This is a genomic window from Bacillus sp. FSL M8-0071, assembly GCF_037975455.1.
In the GTDB taxonomy this organism is placed as follows: domain Bacteria; phylum Bacillota; class Bacilli; order Bacillales; family Bacillaceae; genus Bacillus; species Bacillus subtilis.
The window spans coordinates 51,114-72,606 of record NZ_CP150256.1 but is presented as its reverse complement, the minus strand read 5'-3'; the positions used below and the strand labels follow the sequence as shown (position 1 = coordinate 72,606).

Annotated in this window: 22 protein-coding genes and 2 tRNA genes; all 24 read right to left on the bottom strand. The window is 43.2% G+C overall.

The window, feature by feature from the left end:
- Positions 1-66: 66 nt before the first annotated feature.
- A complete protein-coding gene (gene spoIIE / locus MKX71_RS00390; RefSeq protein ID WP_047181970.1) occupies positions 67-2,550 on the bottom strand; it encodes a stage II sporulation protein E in 2,484 nt (827 codons plus the stop codon).
- Positions 2,551-2,749: 199 nt separating this feature from the next.
- Positions 2,750-2,821: transfer RNA gene (locus MKX71_RS00385), tRNA-Glu, on the bottom strand.
- A gap of 9 nt (positions 2,822-2,830) precedes the next feature.
- Positions 2,831-2,907, bottom strand: a tRNA-Met gene (locus MKX71_RS00380).
- A 168-nt stretch (positions 2,908-3,075) separates the two neighbouring features.
- On the bottom strand, positions 3,076-3,462 hold the full coding sequence (locus MKX71_RS00375; RefSeq protein ID WP_003218379.1) for a S1 domain-containing RNA-binding protein: 387 nt from the start codon (positions 3,460-3,462) through the stop codon (positions 3,076-3,078).
- A gap of 80 nt (positions 3,463-3,542) precedes the next feature.
- Positions 3,543-3,920 (bottom strand): cell division protein DivIC, encoded by a 378-nt coding sequence (gene divIC / locus MKX71_RS00370; RefSeq protein ID WP_003243211.1) that lies wholly within the window; start codon positions 3,918-3,920, stop codon positions 3,543-3,545.
- Between the two features lie 17 nt (positions 3,921-3,937).
- Positions 3,938-4,573, bottom strand: a complete 636-nt coding sequence (yabQ, locus tag MKX71_RS00365; RefSeq protein ID WP_003243260.1) for a spore cortex biosynthesis protein YabQ — start codon at positions 4,571-4,573, stop codon at positions 3,938-3,940.
- Positions 4,570-4,872, bottom strand: a complete 303-nt coding sequence (yabP, locus tag MKX71_RS00360) for a sporulation protein YabP (protein WP_003226714.1) — start codon at positions 4,870-4,872, stop codon at positions 4,570-4,572. The genes yabQ and yabP overlap by 4 nt, the downstream gene beginning before the upstream one ends.
- 78 nt (positions 4,873-4,950) lie before the next feature.
- The gene (locus MKX71_RS00355; RefSeq protein ID WP_003226716.1) at positions 4,951-5,211 is read right to left on the bottom strand and encodes a S4 domain-containing protein; all 261 of its coding nucleotides are present in this window, start codon (positions 5,209-5,211) and stop codon (positions 4,951-4,953) included.
- Between the two features lie 2 nt (positions 5,212-5,213).
- Positions 5,214-6,683 (bottom strand): nucleoside triphosphate pyrophosphohydrolase, encoded by a 1,470-nt coding sequence (gene mazG, locus MKX71_RS00350; RefSeq protein WP_339231623.1) that lies wholly within the window; start codon positions 6,681-6,683, stop codon positions 5,214-5,216.
- Entirely contained in the window at positions 6,673-8,271 is a 1,599-nt protein-coding gene (locus tag MKX71_RS00345; protein WP_339231622.1) for a polysaccharide biosynthesis protein, read from the bottom strand. The genes mazG and MKX71_RS00345 overlap by 11 nt, the downstream gene beginning before the upstream one ends.
- Positions 8,272-8,452: 181 nt before the next feature.
- Positions 8,453-8,989 carry a stage V sporulation protein T gene (gene spoVT, locus MKX71_RS00340; RefSeq protein ID WP_003218365.1) on the bottom strand — a complete coding sequence of 179 codons (537 nt, stop codon included), beginning with the start codon at positions 8,987-8,989 and terminating at the stop codon, positions 8,453-8,455.
- A 135-nt stretch (positions 8,990-9,124) separates the two neighbouring features.
- Entirely contained in the window at positions 9,125-12,658 is a 3,534-nt protein-coding gene (gene mfd, locus MKX71_RS00335) for a transcription-repair coupling factor (protein ID WP_041850256.1), read from the bottom strand.
- A 69-nt stretch (positions 12,659-12,727) separates the two neighbouring features.
- Positions 12,728-12,958, bottom strand: coding sequence for an anti-sigma-F factor Fin (gene fin, locus MKX71_RS00330; protein ID WP_003243417.1), 231 nt, complete (start codon positions 12,956-12,958; stop codon positions 12,728-12,730).
- Positions 12,959-13,017: 59 nt separating this feature from the next.
- Positions 13,018-13,584, bottom strand: coding sequence for an aminoacyl-tRNA hydrolase (pth, locus tag MKX71_RS00325; protein WP_339231620.1), 567 nt, complete (start codon positions 13,582-13,584; stop codon positions 13,018-13,020).
- Positions 13,585-13,690: 106 nt separating this feature from the next.
- Complete coding sequence (locus MKX71_RS00320) at positions 13,691-14,305, bottom strand: 50S ribosomal protein L25/general stress protein Ctc (RefSeq protein WP_003243443.1); 615 nt, start codon at positions 14,303-14,305, stop codon at positions 13,691-13,693.
- Positions 14,306-14,389: 84 nt separating this feature from the next.
- Positions 14,390-15,343, bottom strand: a complete 954-nt coding sequence (locus MKX71_RS00315) for a ribose-phosphate diphosphokinase (RefSeq protein ID WP_003218353.1) — start codon at positions 15,341-15,343, stop codon at positions 14,390-14,392.
- A 22-nt stretch (positions 15,344-15,365) separates the two neighbouring features.
- The gene (gene glmU / locus MKX71_RS00310; protein WP_017696375.1) at positions 15,366-16,736 is read right to left on the bottom strand and encodes a bifunctional UDP-N-acetylglucosamine diphosphorylase/glucosamine-1-phosphate N-acetyltransferase GlmU; all 1,371 of its coding nucleotides are present in this window, start codon (positions 16,734-16,736) and stop codon (positions 15,366-15,368) included.
- 193 nt (positions 16,737-16,929) lie between these two features.
- Entirely contained in the window at positions 16,930-17,223 is a 294-nt protein-coding gene (gene spoVG / locus MKX71_RS00305) for a septation regulator SpoVG (RefSeq protein WP_003218346.1), read from the bottom strand.
- Between the two features lie 194 nt (positions 17,224-17,417).
- Positions 17,418-17,795: a 2-iminobutanoate/2-iminopropanoate deaminase gene (gene ridA, locus MKX71_RS00300; RefSeq protein WP_003226738.1), complete on the bottom strand. Its 378-nt coding sequence runs from the start codon at positions 17,793-17,795 to the stop codon at positions 17,418-17,420.
- Entirely contained in the window at positions 17,792-18,649 is an 858-nt protein-coding gene (gene purR, locus MKX71_RS00295; RefSeq protein WP_003218342.1) for a pur operon repressor, read from the bottom strand. The genes ridA and purR overlap by 4 nt, the downstream gene beginning before the upstream one ends.
- Before the next feature lie 55 nt (positions 18,650-18,704).
- Positions 18,705-19,574, bottom strand: coding sequence for a 4-(cytidine 5'-diphospho)-2-C-methyl-D-erythritol kinase (gene ispE, locus MKX71_RS00290; protein WP_003226742.1), 870 nt, complete (start codon positions 19,572-19,574; stop codon positions 18,705-18,707).
- A gap of 147 nt (positions 19,575-19,721) precedes the next feature.
- Complete coding sequence (locus tag MKX71_RS00285; RefSeq protein WP_003218333.1) at positions 19,722-19,907, bottom strand: small, acid-soluble spore protein, alpha/beta type; 186 nt, start codon at positions 19,905-19,907, stop codon at positions 19,722-19,724.
- 159 nt (positions 19,908-20,066) lie between these two features.
- A complete protein-coding gene (locus MKX71_RS00280) occupies positions 20,067-20,327 on the bottom strand; it encodes a Veg family protein (protein ID WP_003218330.1) in 261 nt (86 codons plus the stop codon).
- Between the two features lie 210 nt (positions 20,328-20,537).
- Entirely contained in the window at positions 20,538-21,410 is an 873-nt protein-coding gene (gene prtG / locus MKX71_RS00275; protein WP_014475574.1) for a sporulation-specific protease PrtG, read from the bottom strand.
- Positions 21,411-21,493 lie beyond the last annotated feature (83 nt).

The window sequence follows — 21,493 nt, the reverse complement described above, 5'->3', positions numbered from 1 at the left end:
ATACGAGGATTCTCAGATTCATATATTCCCATCTTCGCCAGAAGAAATTTGATTTATACGGAAGCGTTATGAAATTTCTTGTTTGTTTTGAAAGATTGCCGGAACAGGAATGGATGCCCACTTCGGTGTATTGTGATCAATCCGGACGACAACAACAGTCATATCGTCCTCAATTTGGCCGGATCTTGTGCGGATGACTTCTTCCATAAGCAAATCGGCAATCTCCTGCGGGTCATTTGTTTTCAACCCTTTCATTTTACGCTTCATCCATAAGTCGTGATTTTCCACATGCTTAGGCCCCTCAAAAATGCCATCACTCATCATAATTAAGAGGTCACCCGCTTTCAGCTGTTCACTCACAACCTCCACATCAAATTCATTAATAATACCGATTGGCAGATTGCTCGCTTGAACTTTCATGACCTGGTCACCCCGTTTGATAAAGCTAGGCGTCGATCCAACCTTCAAAAATTTACAGCTGGCATCTTGAAGATCGATAATAGATAGGTCAAGCGTGGAATATATTTCGTCAGTTGTCCTTAGAGACAGTATGCTGTTGATCGTTTTAATTGCTATTTTTTCATCAATTCCCGATTCAAGGATTTTTTCAAGAAGCTTGATCGTTTCATTGCTTTCAAAGTGCGCTCTTGCGCCATTGCCCATTCCGTCACTGATTGCTGCAGCATATTTTCTGGCTCCAAGCTCCATCATGCTGTAGCTGTCGCCGGAGACAAGGCCGCCGCCCTTCGCAGCGTGAGCAGCTCCCGTGGACACCCTGTATGATTTTGTTGATCCAAAGGCAACATGGCTGTATCCATTCGGATGCGGAGAGTGCTGTTCGGCTTTCACAAGAATTTGTTCTTCCAGAATGTCAGACAGCATAGGAGCAATGATTTTTTCACTTTCTCCATGTCCGCTGAACGGAATGGTCATTTCAATATCGATATTTCCTTGTTCAAGACTATAGATCTCGACATGCTGAATCTCAATTCCGAAATGCTGAAGCGCTTCTATGATTTGCTCTTCCTGCAGAAAGTGCTGTTCTCGCTCTCTTTTTATTTCCCGAGAAAAGTCGGCCATAACCTCAGAAACACCTAAAAGCTGTTCAGCAACAAGGCGCCTGCTGTCTTGGACTTTTTTCTTGAGTGTCAAATGGGCATGATGATGTGCGAGCTCATCCTCAATCAGCTCTTCAACCTGCTTGGATTTAGAACAATGCTGTTGAAACTCTTTTTTCAGCCTTCGGTTTGATGCATATTCTTTTTCCTCTGTTTCAAGCATAACTTGTTTCATTAAATCATATGTTTTATCAAAGTTCTGTACCCAGCACCTGTTTTTCTTGTAGCACGTCTGACAGGAATGCTCCGTGATTTTGCTTAAGAACAGATCAACTTCGCTGTCATCTGTCTGTTCGTCTGACGCTTGGTAAAAGGTTGCAAAGCTTTCAGACAGCGCGTGAAATACATTGGAGAACTGGTCTACCTTCTGAGCAGTGACATCACGGATTTTTCTAGCGTATTGCTGTTGCTCTTGAAGATGCTCGACAGTTCCCGGAATATATCTCGCCACTTTCCTTGTAATAGATTGAGGTGTGAGCAAAAACAGGCCGACTGCGATTAATGACTCATAGAGCGTTGTCATCAGACCGGCAGAGCCTTCACCATATAAAGATATAAGAAGTGAACCAACGATAAGACCGATTGCTGCACCTGCTTTTTTCCCTTCCTTCAGCAAACCGCCCAATAAACCGGAAAAAGCAAGCAGACTCATTTGATATAGGTTTCCGATATTCGCCAAGCCAAGAATCAGGCCGGTCACAACACCAACCGTACAGCCGATGCTTGCTCCGCCAATAAAGGAAAAACTCAACACAACATAACGAGCCAATATATGTTCTGCCTGCATCCCTTGGTAGGACAAGCCAGCCAGCCCCGTTAAAACAGAGGCAATAAGAATCATAAAGCAAATGATTTCCTCTATTTTTAATGATTGTTTCACTTTTTTCACAGTAAAAATCGGAAGGCTCTGAAGGAAAATCAGTGTTAAGATAAACGATAGTCCAGCCTCAACGATAGCCATTACATAATCATAGGTTGTAAATACGCCATTTTGGGCATAAACAAACCCGGCTCTTGCTGCAGCCATGGAGAAGAACACGACAATCGGGAGCGCTTTAACACGATCGTCGGTAATGAAGGCAGCCACTTTAGAAAATACGAAGAATGCCAGCAATGCCGCCAGTATGAGCAATGAGTGCTTTGGAGATATGGTCAGCGCACCTGCAAGCACAGCCAAAACCGCATAAAACGCTTTGTCTCTTCTGATAAGAAGCATCGCTCCAAAGAAAGGAAGTGCGAAAGGAAGCACCTCGGATAATATGAAAGCCCGTCCAAGCAAAAATCCGATGACAACATAAATGAATCCTTTATAGAAAAACAGTGAATGCAAATGATGAGTCACCAGCTTCGTGCCCCTGTTAAAAAACGATTGGAGTTTTTCCAAAGCTTGTCCCGCCATTGGCCCGTTCACTCTTCTTTCTGCTTTTTCCATTCCTCTCATCTCCCACCTGTTATATTCGTTGCCTGTCATTATAGCGAAAGCACAGATAGGATTTTGTCAAAAGAAGGTAACAATACCAAAGAAATCTTCGACGGTTTCTGCCTTGATATTCGTTTATGAAAAGAATTTCCGGAATGTTGTCTAAAAATGAAAAAAATCGGCTTCTGCAAGAGAAACCGATTTGTTAGGATGACCCGTACGGGATTCGAACCCGTGTTACCGCCGTGAAAGGGCGGTGTCTTAACCGCTTGACCAACGGGCCAAACAAATATGGTAGCGGCGGAGGGGATCGAACCCCCGACCTCACGGGTATGAACCGTACGCTCTAGCCAGCTGAGCTACACCGCCATATTGTTTTGTGCTTCTAAGCACAAGTTATATAATACAAAGGTTTGTCTCTTTCGTCAACAGAAACTTTAATGTTGTAATTTTCTGACTCTTAAAGAGAATGAGGATAATAAAAAAGCATCCGTCGGGATGAACGGATGCTTCATTTATTTTATAGAAAGCAGCAAGTTATCCTCTTCTTGCTCCGCGCCCTCCACGTTTTGATTCCGTATTGCGTTTTAAAGATGACAAGCGATCTTCGCTGTCTTTTAAAAACTTATTCATTTTCTGTTCAAAAGATTCTTTCGGACGGAAATCATTTCTAGGTCTGGCTTGCGGACGGTCTTTAGCTTTTTTAATAGATAAACCAATTTTCCCGTCTTTTTCAACGTTGATGACTTTCACTTCAACTTGGTCGCCGACTTTTAAGTGGTCGTTAATGTCTTTGACATAATTATCAGCTACCTCACTAATGTGAACGAGACCGGTTGAGCCTCCAGGCAATTCAACAAATGCTCCAAAATTTGTAATACCTGTAATTTTCCCTTGCAACTTGCTGCCAACTTCAATCGACATAAAAAAAGTGCTCCTCCTTAGGCTTATAAAAAGATCGTTTGCTTAATTATACCTAAATAAAAATTTAAGTGTCAACAAGGCTACTTGCTCTTCTTCTCCACATTGAAGATAATTTCTCCGTCTCCAGACATGAATAAGTCCCTTCTGGCAAGCTCTGTGACGTAATCCTCATCCTTCAATTTGGATATTTCTTCTTTTAAATCCGTTTGTTTTGTCTTTAAACTTTTCAGTTCTTTTTCAAGCTGTTCTTTCTTTTCTTCTTTTGCACTAAGGGAAGATGTTTGGGACCATACAGAGCTTGCCAGCACAATTGCCGTCAGGAATACTAGGGCGCCGAATACAGTTAACCGTCTGTACAGCCCTTTGCGTCTTCGTTTCTTCAGCTGATTTTGCCGTTCTACTTGTTCTTTATAGTCGTTTTGTATTTCAGTTATCGTTCGTTCCCTGGAAAAATTCAAACCAGACGGTCCTCCTTTCATCTCTTCAAAAACCGTGTGATGGTCGTTCTTATGGTTATCAATAGTTTCTTCTTCTTTTTGAGAAATCCTGCACCTTTTTCAAAATAACGTCTAAAAGTTAGACGCATTTTCACAGGAAGAAGTTTCAAACATTGTTTCGCGATAAAACGGATCGGAAAACACAGAACCATGACTATTTTATATAGACACAGCAGGAGAAAACCTATCAGGCTGTATGTTTTCTTGAATAAAAATGCCGCCAGCCAGATGATCGCTCCGCATGTCCACACAATAGGACGAAATAACACGTGCTGAATGAGTTTTTTGAAGAATTGATAAACAGAAACAACAAGGTAAATGACGAATTTCAGTATTTTTATATAGATTCGTTTGCAAAGGCTCTGATACGTCGCAACGCCCAGCAGAACCGCTAAAAAGATGTAAATCCTGAATTCTCCCTCATTTACATGAAGCAAGACATAAAAGAAAAGCAGCCCTTGCATAATCCAGAAAAGAATATCATGAATAAATAATAGCCATCTGGCTGTTTTGGCACGAATGACAAAGAGCCGGTATGTATCAAGCGAAGCACCAAGCCAGAGACCCATACCGGACATCGCCAGCATTGTATAGAATTGTGTCGTCAGCGTCATTTAAACAACTTGCTAAAAAACCCTTTAGCTTTATCCCCTTGTTGTTCGTCTAAGTACACTAAATCAAATACCCTGCCTTTAATCGAAACAATCCCTTTTTCCACATCAAGATTTTTCATCTGCAGGTTTTGGCCTCTGACGGAGAGCATTCCCATCACCGTTTCCAGCAGGAATTCTTCGTTATCAAAACTCTCCACATGCTTAACCCCAGAAATATCTAAATGCTTCCGGCCTTTCATTGTCACATCATGCTGTTCCGGAACAGACGAAGAACCTTTTTGATCATAATATGAATTCATCTATTCAGCCCCCATATCCTCGATACTTTTAGCATTATTACTGCATTGTATGAGGTGGGGGGTTTTTTTAGAACAAGCCTATTCGCCGAGTTTTTCTTCTTTTAGAATCGTGTACATGTTTGCAGCTTCTTCTTTTTTCGTCGTGTCTTTCAATTCATTAACCTGAACCGTTACAAGCTTTTGGCCGAAGCGGACCGTTAGTTCATCTCCCGGTTTTACGTCAGAGCTAGCTTTAGCTTGGTTTCCGTTAATAGAGATTCGTCCTTGGTCAGCTACTTCCTTCGCTAGTGTACGCCGTTTGATCAGCCGTGATACTTTCAAAAATTTATCTAATCTCATATCTATGATCTCCTCTCAGTTTCTTTTGCTTCATTCCACAGTTTGTCCATGTCCTCAAGGGACATATCAGCCAACTCGACTCCCTCTTCCTTCGCTGTTTCCTCAATGTACGAGAACCGTCTCCGGAATTTGTCATTAGTCATGGTCAGCGCTTCCTCTGGCTCTATTTTGTAGAAGCGGGCTACATTCACCAGCGCGAACAAAATGTCGCCAAACTCAGCTTTAAGATTGTGTTCGTGAGGAGCTTCAGAAACCTCAGAAGAAAATTCCTTCATTTCCTCACTTACCTTTTCCCAAATATCGCTGACGTCTTCCCAGTCAAAACCGACCTTCGCTGCTTTTTTCTGCAATTTAGCTGCTTTCGAAAGAGCTGGAAGGGTTTTCGGTACGCTGTCTAGTAATGATGATTCAGATGTATTTTTTTCGGCCTTTTTTATATCTTCCCAATTGGCTAAAACAACGTTTTCATCCTGAACCTTAACATCTTTAAACACATGGGGATGTCTTCGGACCATTTTTTCACTGATTCCTTTTATGACATCATCAATTGTGAAATAACCTTCATCTTCACCAATTTGCGCGTGAAGCAAGACCTGAAGCAAAACGTCGCCAAGCTCTTCGATCATATGGTCTGTGTCTTCTTCGTCAATAGCTTCGAGAAGCTCATAACATTCTTCAATCATGTACTGCTTTAATGACTGATGCGTCTGCTTTTTATCCCACGGACATCCATTAGGTCCGCGAAGCTCTCTGATGATGCTTCGGAACGTGGAGAATTCGTGATAAAGCAGCTTCTCTTCTTTAATCGGCGGAATATACACACTTGTTAAGTTGTTCAAAGCGACATTGCGGTCCAGCTCAAATAATGGCACTGTCCTGATCTCCTCGCCACGGCTGCCTGCTGCAGTCACAATGACGACCTCATAATCATCAGGCAGCTTCTCCATCAATGTCAGCTTGACTTCAGAAGCCGTCATTTGGTCGTAAACCTGACATATGATCAGATGATGTCTGAGCTCAAGCTCATCCGCGGACAATGTGCCGGCATCCACAAATTGAAAACCTTCAATCGGGTCAATTTGCAAGGCATTGAATGTGGCATCAAGGAAACTTTGTCCTCCCGCGACTTTCACTTGAACATTTTCCTTTTCCTGCCGCTCCGTCAGCAGCTGAACTGTTTTTTCTGCGACAAAAGGGTGTCCCGGCACAGCATAAACCACGTCCTCACGTCGCGCCGCTTCAAAGAGGATATCTGCAATTTCTTCATATACCGCCTCGAACTGATCATGTTTCTCATATATATCATCAAAGAAACGGATGTTCTTCGTTTCTTTTTCAAGCTCCTCAATTAAAGGATGATCCTTGGTTCTGACATACAGCGTATCTGCCTTCGTCAACAGCTTGTGTATACCAATTGTCAACTGGTCCATGTCTCCGGCACCAAGTCCCACGACTGTAATTTTACCCGCCATTTTGTTCTCTCCTTCTCATGAATTTGCTTAACTTGCTGCCGAATGGCACACTGTTCAGCTCTTCATCTGTAAATATTCCCAATCTCATCATACAATAAATAAACACCGCGCCACCAATGGCAACAGCAGAAAGACTCTCAATCACAGCCGCTCCTCTTCCTGTAGCAGGAAACAAAAAAGTCCAGAAACGGATATACGCAAGCAAGACAGCTGACATCAAAAGAGCAGATCCAATAATCGGAATCAAAACGCCTCTAAGCTTATCGAGCCATTCCTTTTGCCGAAGCTGATACAAGTTAAGGCCGGCGACAGCCGCAAAGGAAGCCGCTGTCGCAAGCGATGCGCCTTCAATCCCATAGCGCGGAACCAAAAGTGTGTTTAACACCCATTTCACCGCAACACCCGCGCCCACCGCTATCGCAGGAAAAACTGTGTACCCCGCTCCCTGTAAGACTGCCGCTGCCGTTACCGCCAAGGATGCAAACAAAATGGAGCAGCTAAATACTTGTAACGCACCTGTCCCTTCTCCATTTTGAAACAGCATGATATTAACCGGCTTAAGAATGCAAATCAACCCAGCCGATGCGCCTGTACCGAGCACAAGGCATAGTTTCAAAGATGACGTGATTTTTTCTTTCATGATCTTCAGCTCTTTGTTTTTTACAGCCATAGAAATATACGGAACGAGTGACGTCGCAATGCTTACGGCAAAAACTGAACCGAGCTGCAACAAGGGTTGTCCCCGATCATAGATCCCCTTTAGGCGTTTTGCTTCTTCGCTTGCCTCACCACCCGAAAGTAATGCATATAAATTCAAAGCATCAACAAGCTGGATAAACAAAAGCAGCAAACTGCTTACACAAATTGTAACCGAATATAAAAGCAGTTTTTTCGTCAATTCTTTTGTTGTGATGACATTTTCGTTTTGCCTATCCGTTTGGTTGTCTCTTTTCGTTTTGAACCAAAAAAACCCCAGTATTATCAATGCAACCAAACTTCCGGCAAGAGAGCCTGAAGCGGCTGCCGCTCCCGCAGTATAAAGCGAGGCTCCCTTTTTCACGAGCCAAAATGATAAACCCAAGAGCACTGCAACACGCAGAAACTGCTCTGTCATCTGTGATAAGGCTGAAGGGAGCATTTCGTGCCGCCCCTGAAAACCGCCTCTAAGCAACGCGACAAATGGGAACAGCAGAAACGCGCATGCGGCCACTTGAATTAACACGGCTAGATGCGAATCTCCCATAAAGAGTGCAATAGGAACAGCACCCAGATATAAACAAAGAAATAATAAAATACCGATTAAAGACAAAAATAACGCTGATATTTTTAATATGGTGTGATGATTTTTTTCACTATAATCATTCATCAGTTTTGAAATAATGACTGGAAATCCTGATGTGGACAGCATGACCGCAATACCAAGAAAGGGATATACCTGCTGATATATATAAAATCCAACATCGCCGACAATGTTTTGAAACGGGACTCTGTAAACAGCGCTTAAAATTTTTGTGATGATGCCTGCCAGAATTAAAACAAAAGCCCCCTGCCAAATCCAATGCCGTTTAACGCCTATTGAATCGTCCATCCAAAAGCTCCTTCCCAACGTCAGGGGCAATACGGTTCACGTATTACCGCGGCACAAATAAAAACGAGGTTATTATACCACATCCCAACCCTTGGATTCCTTTTTCGGCACGCATGAAAAAGAACAGCGTCCCAAGGAGAGCTGTTCTTTACATACCTATTTTCGAAGAAAGGAATAAGACCTACTGTTCCATTTGACGAGCCAAAAATCCAGCTGCTGTTTCAACAGCTTTATGCTCTACTTCGCCCATTGTCTGGTCTTTTGAAAAGATCACCACAGCACCTATCGGATCACCGTTCGCCACAATTGGGCCGACAGTATAAGAATTCATGTCCTCATCAATTCCATTCACAAGCTGTACTGATTTCGCATCACTCTCAAGCACGGAGCTGCGCTGATCCATTGTTCTTTCCAGCATTTCACTGATTGACTTGTTTAAGTAATCTTTTTTGGAGCTGCCGGACACGGCAATATATACATCACGATCACAAATCAGCACTGAATGGCCGAGGCTGTCGTAAAGCGCGTCTGCATACTCCTTTGCAAAGTCTCCAAGCTCACTGATCGGAGAGTACTTTTTCAAAATCACTTCTCCGTCACGATCTACAAAAATCTCAAGCGGATCGCCTTCCCTGATTCTCAGAGTTCTTCGAATTTCTTTAGGAATCACGACCCGACCTAAGTCATCAATACGACGTACGATACCGGTTGCTTTCATCTCTGGTGCCTCTCTTTCATTTGATGGTATATACATGTGGGAAAGACCTAAAGCAGTTACTTTATGTACCTTCCGCCTCGCTTGAAATTAGTATCCGTCACATCAAATGTAATATACACCAGAGAGTAACAAAATTTACGTTGATGAAATGGTTTGTTTTTTCACATCTTTTAAGCCCTTCAGCATGCCCAGCACGGTGTCGAGCCATTCATCAGCACTACGGCCTTTCGTCTGTATGGAGATTTTGAGTTTTTTCCCTTCCATTCCCAGTCCGATTTGTCTGCCATATTTATTGCCAAGCTCAAACAGCTTCTGTCCGTCAATTTCAGCACTTGCTTCTTCAGAAATCGTCAATCTGACAGCATCTTTATCCTGCTTAATCAGCTCGACACGTTCCTGTCTCGCATAGACTTTCATTTCTGCAACAGTAAACAAGTATTCGACTTCTTTTGGATAGTTTCCAAAGCGGTCGATCATTTCATCTTGAAGCTCATTCTTCTCTTCGATTGTCGCCACAGACCTGAAGCGTTTATACATATCAATTTTCTGTTTGCCGTCTTGAATATAAGTTTCCGGAATATACGCATCAAGCTCGACATCAATTTCTGTTTCAAACTGCTCTGTCTTCGCTGTGTCTCCTTTACGCTCCTCAATGGCCTCCTTCAGCATTTGTGAATAGAGGTCAAATCCGACCGAATCGATGAAGCCATGCTGCTGGGCACCAAGAAGATTCCCAGCTCCGCGAATCGTTAAGTCACGCATTGCGATTTTAAAACCGGAACCTAACTCTGTGAATTCTTTAATAGCCTGCAGCCTTTTTTCAGCCACTTCTGTCAGCACTTTATCCCGGCGATACGTGAAGTACGCATACGCCACACGGTTAGAACGGCCGACACGCCCCCGCAGCTGGTAAAGCTGAGAAAGTCCCATCTTGTCGGCGTCAAATACGATCAGCGTATTGACGTTCGGGATGTCCACGCCAGTTTCGATAATGGTTGTGCTGACGAGAACGTCTGATTCTCCTTCAAGGAAACTTAGCATAACGGTTTCTAATTCATTTTCTGTCATTTTCCCATGCGCATATGCTACCTTCGCGTCAGGGACTAGCATTGAAATTTCATCCGCTTTCCGCTCAATGTCCTCTACCCGGTTGTACAAGAAATAGACCTGGCCTCCGCGTGCAAGCTCACGTTCAATCGCCTCTCTGACAAGAGCGCCGTTATATTCCACAACATACGTCTGTACGGGGAAGCGATTTTCCGGCGGAGTCTCGATGACTGAAAGGTCCCTTACGCCAAGCATAGACATATGCAGCGTACGCGGAATCGGCGTTGCTGTTAACGTTAATACATCAACATTGGCTTTTATTTGCTTGATCTTTTCTTTATGGGTTACACCGAAACGCTGCTCTTCATCAATGATGAGGAGCCCTAAGTCTTTATACACGACATCCTTTGATAGCAGCCGATGCGTCCCGATGACGATATCAACCGTTCCGTTTTTCAGCCCTTTGATTGTTTCGTTTGCTTCTTTTCTCGTTCTGAACCTGCTGAGAAGGCCGATATTAATCGGATAGTCCTGGAAGCGCTCTTTTATGGTTTCATAGTGCTGCTGTGCCAAAATGGTTGTCGGAACGAGCAGAGCTACCTGCTTTCCGTCACCGATCGCCTTAAACGCGGCACGTATGGCAACCTCTGTTTTACCGTAGCCCACATCTCCGCACAGCAAGCGGTCCATCGGACGTTCTCTTTCCATGTCTTTTTTGATTTCGTGAATCGAACGGAGCTGATCCTCAGTCTCTTGATAAGGGAAAGCCGATTCGAATTCACGCTGCATCTCATGGTCAGGAGAAAACGCATAGCCCTTGCTCGCTTCTCTTTCGGCATACAGCTTAATTAAGTCGTCAGCAATATCCTGAACGGATGTCTCTACTTTTTTCTTGACCCGCTTCCATTCACTTCCACCTAATTTATACAGCTTTGGCTCTTTTCCTTCGGAGCCGACATATTTTTGGACCTGATCAATTTGTTCTACAGGGACGTAAAGCTTGTCACTGCCCTGATAATGTATATTTAAATAGTCTTTATGAATGCCGTTGATTTCAAGAGTTTCGATCCCCAGGTATTTTCCGATCCCGTGATTAATATGAACGACATAATCTCCAATTTGAAGCTCAGAATAGCTTTTGATGCGTTCTGCATTGGTAAGCTTCTGTTTTCGCGGCTTCTTCTTTACACGGTTTTTGAACAGTTCTTCTTCCGTAATAACGGCAAGCTTCATTAACGGCAGCTCAAATCCTGATTGAAGCTCGCCTTCCATGATATAGACCTGTCCCTGAACAAGCGCTTTTTTGCTGTCTGTCACGGCGGCCTCGATATCATAATCAGCCAAAACAGATGACAATTTCTGTGTACGTTCCTTGTTTGCTCCTAAGAACACAACAGTGAAATTTGATTTTTTAAAACGCTCCATTTCGCCCGCAAGCACGTTCATTTGGCCATGGAAACTCTGCATTTGCCGGCCTGACACATTGACGATATTTTGCGGGCTCGTATGGTGTACATGCCGCAAAAATAAAGAGTAGTACAGCAGAGGCCGTTTTTGCTCAGCCACTATTTTTTGGAAGCTGAATGACAAACGAATGTCATGCAAAATCTTCCCTTCCTCAAGAAGATTTGTTATAAACTCCGCTTCTTCTTTTTGAAGCTGTTCTTCCATCTCATGAATCCGACTGACTTCATCCAAAATCAGAAGTGTATTATCAGGTGTATAATCTAGTAAACTAGCAGGCTTTTCATAGAAATATGAGAGATACTTCACGAGCTCCTGATCTGTCTGGCCTTCAGACAAGCGTTCTTTATCGTGAGAAATATTCGCATGAAGTATTTCTTTTTGTTTGTCAGCCTTTAATTTTTTCAAGCTCGCGGCAAGACCACTATCGATTTTCTCCATCGCCCGCGCTTTTTCTTCCGGTCTGATAATTAATTCCTTCGCGGGACCGATATTGATCGAGGTAAGGGTCTCAATTGACCGCTGATCATCTGAATTAAAGCTGCGGATTGAATCCACCTCGGTGTCAAAAAGTTCAATTCTCACCGGATTCTCTGAAGTCAGCGGATAAATGTCAATGATTCCCCCGCGAATACTGAATTCCCCGGGCGCAGAAACCATATCAGACCGCTCATACCCTACCTCTACCAGCCGTGAGGCAAGCTGGTCAGGTTCGATATCATGGCCTACTTGAATGAGCATCTGGCTGCTTTTCCACACCTCAACAGGCGGCAGCATTCTTCTGATTGCCGCTACCGGAGCAACGACAATTGGCGCTTCTCCATTCGTTAGTCTATTAATGACATCTAATCGCTGCGCCCGCAATTCAGGGCTTGCAACTGCGATTTCTGATGAAATGAGTTCATTGACGGGGTACAAAAGGACAGACCGATCCTCTAGAAGTGAAGTCAGATCATCTGTTACTTTCTGGGCTTGATATAAGTTATGGGTGATGAGAAAGATAGGCTTATTCGTTTCATTAGCCAGAGCAGAAGTAAAAACAGAACGCGCGGAACCCGACAGACCCGCGAGCAGCTGTTCCTTCAGGCCCTCGTGTAAACCGTTGATGATGGATTTAAAGTCATCGCTTTCTTTTATAAAGGTTTGAATGTTGTCCATATGGCCCCTCCTCTCTGTTTCCTGCGAGAACAGAAAAACGCTTTGGTCTAGTGTCTACACCAAAGCTTTTTATTGAATAAATGTGTGATATTCGTGGTAATGCGGATTTCGGTCAAGCGCCTCTTGGCAGTCTTCACATATCGTCAAAACATGGACATCTCCATTTTCTTTATAAGAAATCATATCGTTTCTTTCCTCATTTGTTAAGTGCTGAAATCCAAGTGAGTCTGTCGATACCATTGAAGATTCGAGACTGCCTACTTTCACTCCGCAATGACGACAATAATAATGCAAAGCCATACAAGGGACCTCCTGATGAAAAAGTCATTTTGGTGTAGTATGGACTTTGTTGTTACATTTTATACCTTTGCGTTAAATTCGTTCATGACTTCTAAAAACGGTTTACTCAAAGAAGCCTCACAAGCCTTCACAGATTTATCAACCGCTTCTTCGATCTCAGGTGCCTCCTCCATGGTAAAGGAGCCTAACACATAATCAACGACCTTCATGCCGTTTACAGGCCGGCCGATTCCGATGCGGATACGGTCAAACTCGGATGTTCCAAGATGCTGGATCAGTGATTTGATGCCATTGTGCCCTCCGGCGCTTCCTTTCGTTCTTAAACGGATCTTACCAGTCGGAAGGTCAAGGTCGTCGTAAATGACTGTCAAATCTTCGTTATCGACATCATAGTAGTCCATTAAAGGCCGCAAACATTCTCCTGATAAATTCATATATGTAAGCGGTTTAACAAGTAGAACCTTTTTGCCGGAAACAAATCCGGTTCCGTATAATCCGTTAAATTTATTTTGATTCAGCTCTATATTCCATTCCTTTGCAAGCTGATCTATCACCATAAATCCGACATTATGCCGTGTATTTTCATAGTTCTTCCCCGGGTTTCCGAGACCGGCAATCACAAGCATGGCGAATCCTCCCTTAGTCACATAACTCCCGTCTTCATAAACGGGCTATAATTCTTCTCATTCTAGCACAAAAGACGTAACCGCGGGAGGGTTACGCCTTAAGCTATTATTGTTCGTTTTCACCTTCAGGCTGAGCATCGGCAGATTCCTCTTCATCGACCTCAGCTGCTTCCTGCTGCTGCGGAGGAAGGATTGAAGCCACAACCTCATCTGATTCATGATTAAAGGAGTAGTCACCGCCAGCAGGCAAATCCGCAATCGTCAGTACTTCATTTACATCGAGGCTTGAAATATCAGCCTCAATCGTTTGCGGAATGGCTTTTGGCTTGGCCTTTACAGTAAGTGCATATAACGGCTGCTGCAGTACGCCTCCGTTTTTCACTCCAATGGCTTCTCCGGTCAGATGAATCGGAACTTCCACTTCAATGTCCTCACTCATATTAACTACTTGAAAATCAGCATGAGTGATTTCATTTTTCAGCGGGTCCGTCTGCAGGTCTGTTACCATGACTGAGTGTTTTTCTCCGCTGACCTCAAGCGTAATGACTGCATTTTTGCCTTCGTCCCTCAGCGTTTTGATGAGCTCCACACTGTCTAATGACACAGGTTTGTTACCCGTATCCTTCCCATATATGATACCTGGAACATGTCCTGAAGTACGGATATTTCGAAGAGACGAACGAGTAAAGTCCGTTCTTTCTTTTGCCGTTAAAGTTGCCATATTCAGCACCATCCTATTGTCGTTTTAGTTGTCCTATTACAAACAATACCCATAACGATAAGGATTTAAACCTCGAAAAATGGTTTAGCTGAACAGATAGCTGACTGATTGCTGCTCATGAACGCGAATAATCGCTTCGGCCAGAAGCGGTCCGACTGAAAGCTGCTTAAAGCGTTCAATTTTCTTTTCTTCAGGAAGCTTGATGCTGTTTGTCACAACAAGCTCTTTAATTGTTGAATTATTAATCCGTTCTACCGCAGGGCCTGATAGTACAGGGTGTGTACAGCATGCATATACTTCTTTCGCTCCGTTTTCAACGAGCGCATTAGCAGCAAGTGTAATCGTACCTGCAGTATCAATAATGTCATCGATGAGGATAGCAGTCTTCCCTTCGATGTTACCTACAATATTCATGACTTCCGCCACGTTTGGACGCGGACGGCGTTTATCGATAATCGCAATTGGCGCTTTTAGTCGGTCAGCCAGTTTGCGGGCACGTGTCACACCGCCATGGTCTGGTGAAACAATGACGATATCTTCAAGATTTTTGCCTTCAAAATATTCTCCTAAAATCGGAACACCCATTAAGTGGTCAATCGGTATATCAAAGAATCCTTGAATTTGCGGCGCATGCAGGTCAAGTGCAATCACACGAGTCGCACCGGCTGTTTCAAGCAGGTTAGCGAAAAGTTTAGCTGTGATTGGCTCACGGGATCTTGCTTTTCTGTCTTGACGCGCATAACCGTAATAAGGAATAACAATGTTAATCGTTTTTGCAGAAGCGCGTTTTAACGCATCTACCATAATCAGCAGTTCCATAATATGCTCGTTAACGGGGTCACTTGTAGACTGGATGATGTAACAATCACATCCGCGAATACTTTCTTCGATATTAATTTGGACTTCCCCGTCACTAAATCTTGTGACAGAACATTTCCCTAATTGAACTCCAACTATATCTGCGATTTCTTTTGCAAGCTCTGGATTCGAATTCAAAGAAAAAATCTTTAAATTCTTATCTCCGTATTGATTAGACATGGATAAACCTCCGAATTTAGGATTATTTTTTATGAATATTTTTCACATAATCGTCTTTATTTACTTGTCTCGCTCTGGCAATAGCAAGTGCTTTTCCAGGTACATCTTCCGTAACAGTTGAACCTGCCGCCACATAAGCGCCTTCTCCGACTGTGACAGGGGCAACCAAGTTGGAATTGCAGCCGATAAACGCGCCATCTTCAATTTTTGTCAAATACTTATTCTTTCCATCATAATTGACAGTAATTGAACCGCAGCCCAGGTTTACATCAGTGCCTACCTCAGCATCGCCGACATAGCTTAGATGAGATGCCTTGCTTCGGTCTCCGAATTGAGTCTTTTTAATTTCTACAAAATTCCCGATCTTCACTTCATTTCCGATGACAGAATCAGGTCTGATGTGAGCAAAAGGTCCTATGTTTACATCATTCCCCACTTTACTGTGATTGACTACCGATTGTTTAATAACCGTACGGCTGCCAATGGCACTATTCATAATCTCCGTATGAGGGCCAATAATCGTATCTTCTCCGATTTGCACCTCACCTTTAATCACAGTTCCAGGGTAAATCACAGTATCGCTTCCGATAACAGCGTCAGGAGAAATATACGTATTCATCGGGTCGATCAACGTCACGCCATTTTGCATATGCCGTTTATTAATGCGCTCTTTCATAAATTGTTCTGCCTGAGAGAGAGCAACTCTATCATTAACTCCGAGCGTTTCTTGGAAATTACCAGTCTGGTAAGCGGCAACAGTTTCGCCTTCATTTTTAAGAATCTCTATGACATCCGGCAAATAATACTCGCCTTGGGCATTATCATTAGACACCAGATCAATAGCCCGAAATAGCGCTTCATTGTCAAAACAATACGTACCGGTGTTGATCTCAGTTACAAGACGTTCTTCTTCAGAGGCGTCCTTATGCTCAACGATTTTTTGAACCGCTCCGTTTTCGCTGCGAATAATGCGGCCGTATCCGGTTGGATCTTCTGCAACCGCAGTTAAAATCGTAGCTTTCGCTTCTCTTTGTGTATGTTCTTTCAGCATCTGTTCCATCGTCTCTGCTGTCAAAAGCGGCGTATCTCCGCAAATGACAATCGTGACGCCTTTTTCGTCAGCAAGAAATGGCTGTGCCTGTTTTACAGCATGAGCAGTGCCAAGCTGTTCTGCTTGAAGCGCGTACTCGCTTTTATCACCAAGCTGCTTTTTCACTTCTTCCGCACCATGTCCGACAATCGTGACAAGCTTCGATAAAGATAATTTTAAGGCTTCGTCCACGACGTGCTCTACCATAGGCTTACCGCAAACTGGATGAAGGACTTTATAAAGCTTCGATTTCATTCTCGTTCCTTGTCCAGCCGCTAAAACAACTGCAAACCGCTTATCCATTTATTGGCCTCCAATATCCCTTTTATCCATAGAAAAATATATCCTAAATATCTTCTGATTTCAAGGAGACTTCATGAAGTGCAAGAATTTTCTATTGAGTGCAACTAAGTTTGAAAAATCAGAATTAAAAAAAGGACCGCCGGCAAAAGGCTTATGTCAGCCCTTTCAGCAGTCCTTGCTTTTTGGTTATTTTTTAAGAAGCTCCAGCTTCTTCGAATTCTAATGCTTCAGTGTCACCCAGACGATGATACTCATTTAACACGGCATCTTGAATCTTTCCTCGCGTGCTTGAATTAATAGGATGAGCAATATCGCGGAACTCTCCATCAGGGGTGCGTTTACTCGGCATCGCAACGAAAAGACCATTGTTTCCATCAATCACACGAATATCATGTACAACAAATTCGTGATCCAGCGTGATGGATGCAATCGCTCTCATGCGACCATCGGTATTCACGCGGCGTAATCTTACGTCAGTAACTTCCACAGTAGTTCACCACCTTTTCCCTATATAAAAGCATTAGTGTATCAATTCCACGATTTTTTCTGAAATCCTGCTCGTTTTTAAAATATTTTTTGAAAAAATAGGATATAGTTACACAATTAGGTCATAAAGCTTTCATTTCGGGCATAAGGTAAATAAAAAAGTGATCCCGGGCTCTCCCAGAATCACTTTTCTTATTATTTCACCAGTGCAATAACTTCAATCTCGACTAACGCATCCTTCGGGAGTCTCGCGACTTCAACACAAGATCTCGCCGGTTTGTGAGTGTCAAAGTATTGTCCGTACACTTCGTTTACTTCCGCAAACTGTTCCATATCCGCGATAAATACAGTTGCTTTGACAACTGTTTCAAAAGAAGCACCCGCTTCTTCCAGAACCGCCTTTAAATTGCTGAATACTTGATGAGTCTGCTCCTTAATATCGCCGTTCACCATTTCGCCTGAAGGAGTCAAAGGGATTTGGCCTGAGCTGTAAAACATATTGTTGACGATAATCCCTTGTGAATAAGGCCCGATTGCCGCTGGGGCATGTTTTGTGTGGACTGCTTTTGTCATGATTCTGTCTCTCCATTCTTTAAAAGATTGTCTTTAAAAAAACGCAGAAAATTGCCATTCTGAATTTCAATGGACTTCTCTTTCATGTTGATGGTTGAAAGAGTAAGAAGTGACATATATTCATCAACAAGACGTTCATCTACTCCTTCGGCTTCAACTAAGACGCCGATTCCCGCCACATTTGCGTTAAACTCATCCAACAGGTTAATCATACCATTAATTGTGCCGCCTGCTTTCATAAAGTCATCAATAATGAGTACGTTTGAACCCGTTTTCATGCTTCTTTTCGCAAGTGACATTGTTTGAATGCGGTTTGAGGAGCCTGAAACGTAATTAATGCTGACTGTGGAGCCCTCTGTTACCTTATTGTCTTTACGAACGATCACAACAGGCACATTCAAATAGCTTGCAGCTGCGTACGCAAGAGGGATGCCTTTCGTGGCAACGGTCATGACAACATCAATTTCGCGCTCTGCAAACACGGAAGCAAACAGCTTCCCTACCTTGGAGAGTACAGATGGCTTTCCTAAGATATCCGTTAAATATACATAACCGCCCGGAAGGATACGCTCAGGATTTGCCAGCGACTGTCCAAGTGTCTGCACAAACTCTTCAGCTTCAGCCTGCTTCATTTTCGGAATATATTTAACGCCTCCGGCAGCTCCGGGAACAGTAAGCAAAGTACCAATCCCCTGCTGTTCAAAGGTTTGTTTAATAATTGTTAAATCTTCACTGATGGATGATTTTGCAGATTCATACCGCTCAGAGAAAAAGGTTAGCGGTATTAACTCGTGCGGATGGGTTAACAAATAATTTGTTAAGTCCACCAATCTGCCGCTGCGACGAAACTTCATGAACTTACCCCCAAAATCCGAATATTTTAAGATCAATATAACTTAACATACGGATTTAATCAAGAGCGTTCTGTTCGCCGATCATTCTCACCGCATAAACTTGATCGCAGAAGCCTCTTAACCCGTTATAAATTCTCTGCACCTTCGACTCATACTGAACCAGTCCAAACACTGTCGGGCCGCTCCCGCTCATTAACACGGCATCTGCACCAAAGCGTTTCATCTGGTTTTTGATCATCGCAACTTCAGGATGCATATCGAGTGTAACAGATTCAAGCACATTGCCTAAACGGCTGCACATCTTCTGAAAACTCTTTTCTTCTATCGCCTCGATCATGCCTTGTACATCGGGATGCTCTATACCATCCAGTTTCAGCGCTCTGTACACTTCAGCAGTTGAAACACCAATTGTCGGCTTCGCTAAAATGACCCAGCAGTGCGGAGGCGTGCTGATATGTTTAATTTTCTCGCCGCGCCCTGTTGCTAATGCAGTTCCGCCATAGACACAAAATGAAACGTCAGAGCCAATTTCCGCTCCAAGCTCAGCAAGCGTTTCCGCAGACAGATTTAAATTCCACAGTCTGTTCAGCCCTCTGAGCGTCGCCGCCGCATCACTGCTTCCGCCGGCAAGACCGGCAGCCACCGGAATTACCTTCGTAATCATGATGGAAACTCCCTTTTTCACGTTGTATCTGTCCTTGATCAGCTTGGCAGCCTGATAAGCTAAGTTTCTTTGGTCATCAGGCACAAATCGGTTGTGGGAGGAAACCCTCACTTCATCCTCTGCAAGCTCCGTCAATTCAATTCGATCAGCTAAATCAATTGTCGTCATGATCATTTCGACTTCATGATAGCCATCCGGGCGTTTTCGGGTGACGTCAAGTGACAGATTGATCTTAGCTGGCGCTTTTTCTAAAATACGCATAGCTTTCACCTACTTCTCCATCTAAACATAAGTATGAACATTGTATCACATTTGAAGTACAGGATGAACATATCCATATTCAGCCCATTATGTATTTATATCCAAAATAAAAAAACCAGGGAACAGCACGTCCCCCGGGTCACATCCTTATCGGTTATTCTGATTCTGAGCCATTTGCTGTTCGGCGATTTCAATGGCACGCTTCACCATGTTACCGGCATCGCGGGCCCGAATTTCGCCCCAGCCGCCATTTTTTACTGTGTCATAAAAACCAAGGTCTTTAGCCAGCTCATATTTAAACTCATCTGACATAACTCCACGACGTCTGCCCAAACGAAACAACCCCTTTTTTAGAAGTGATAGCCATTCGTGCACGTCACGATAATATGTGACTGTTTTATCTTTTGTTAAATCAGATGGAACTTTCGTTAAAATTATTGGAAACCAAAAAAGGGCAAAACAAAAAGCAGTAAACAAAAGGTTCACTGCCCGTTAAAATGCCACTGAGCTTGCGGCGTCATCATTAAATGTCAGCTCAACAGTCTCAGTCAAAATATCAGCATAACTGTATGAAACTCTTTCAAACGAGTTCTCGTCTTGATCTAGTTGTATCACAAAAACAGAAGGGTACGTCTCAGCTAAAATGCCCGAACGCTCAATCGTTTTTCGGCGGCCACCGTTTGCTTTTAACGTCAGCCTTTTACCTAAATTCCCATCAAGCGATCTTTTAATATCGGACAACGTCTTCGCCATTGCATCCACCTCACTACATTTATTGTACAACACGAGCCCATTTTTGTCAAATAAAATTTAAATTATATCAACGTTAATAAGACGTTGTCAATAAAATTATTTTGACAAAATTCTATGATTCCTCAATTATGTTCCGCAAGTTTCGGTAAATTATGTATCATTATGCAAAATAAAAAACCCGCATAGACCTACTATGCAGGTTTTCAACTGTTAATTGGATTTATAAGGCATGCCAATTCTCAGTACTCCTCTTGTTTCAATACCTCCAAGCCCTTTCTCTCGTGTCAGCGTATTACGGAGCACTTCCCATACATTGATCCGTTCCATAAACGGCGTAAAGCTGATCTTCGCGACGATATATACCGGATCAAGCGCATGAATATTGACTCTTGATGGCGAACTCGCAAAATTCGCACCCGCTCTGATGAGTGATTCAAAATGGGATTGGCAAGCCCCCGCAAAAATAACAAGCTGATCTAAGTGAGGGATCTTTTTTCGGGCTGTTTGAACTGTTTCAACAAAGTGCTTAGAATGTCTGTACGCATTCAAATCATCAATACCGCCCTTTTGCTTTGAGTAAGCATCATGCCCTGTGATCACCAGGATGTCAGGTCGATATTTGTCGAGCAATTCTTCAATAGAAGCAGACATTTTCTTTTCATGGCAATGGATGCCATAGACCGGCACTCCAATTTTTTTATAGACATTCAGGCATTTTTTCAGATATGCTTCATCGCCATCCAGATGAAGCACTTTGCCCGGCATATGGAAATAATGCTCCTGATGCTGATATTGGCTTGTCGCATAGTACTCCTGTTTTTCTCTGAGCAGCTTATAATCCTGGCGGAGCAATTCGAGCGACTCATTCATTCTGCTCTCATCTTTCTTTTTCCGCATCATCTGCTCATCTTTTTTCACTGCTACCAGATCAGAAAAATCCGAATCAGCAATCAGCCTGACTTCATCTCCATGCAAAATGGCAATTGAATTTCCTTTGCTTGTTTGCTCTATTCCTATAATTCGAAACAAAACATCCATCTGATAGGATTTTCTGGCTACCATATCCCCTATTTGAAATTGCACGTTCCTCACTCCACACATAGACTAAGCCTCATCATGAAAGAAAGAGCCTTGAGAAAGCGCCTTTTTTCGCTGAGTCCAAGTTT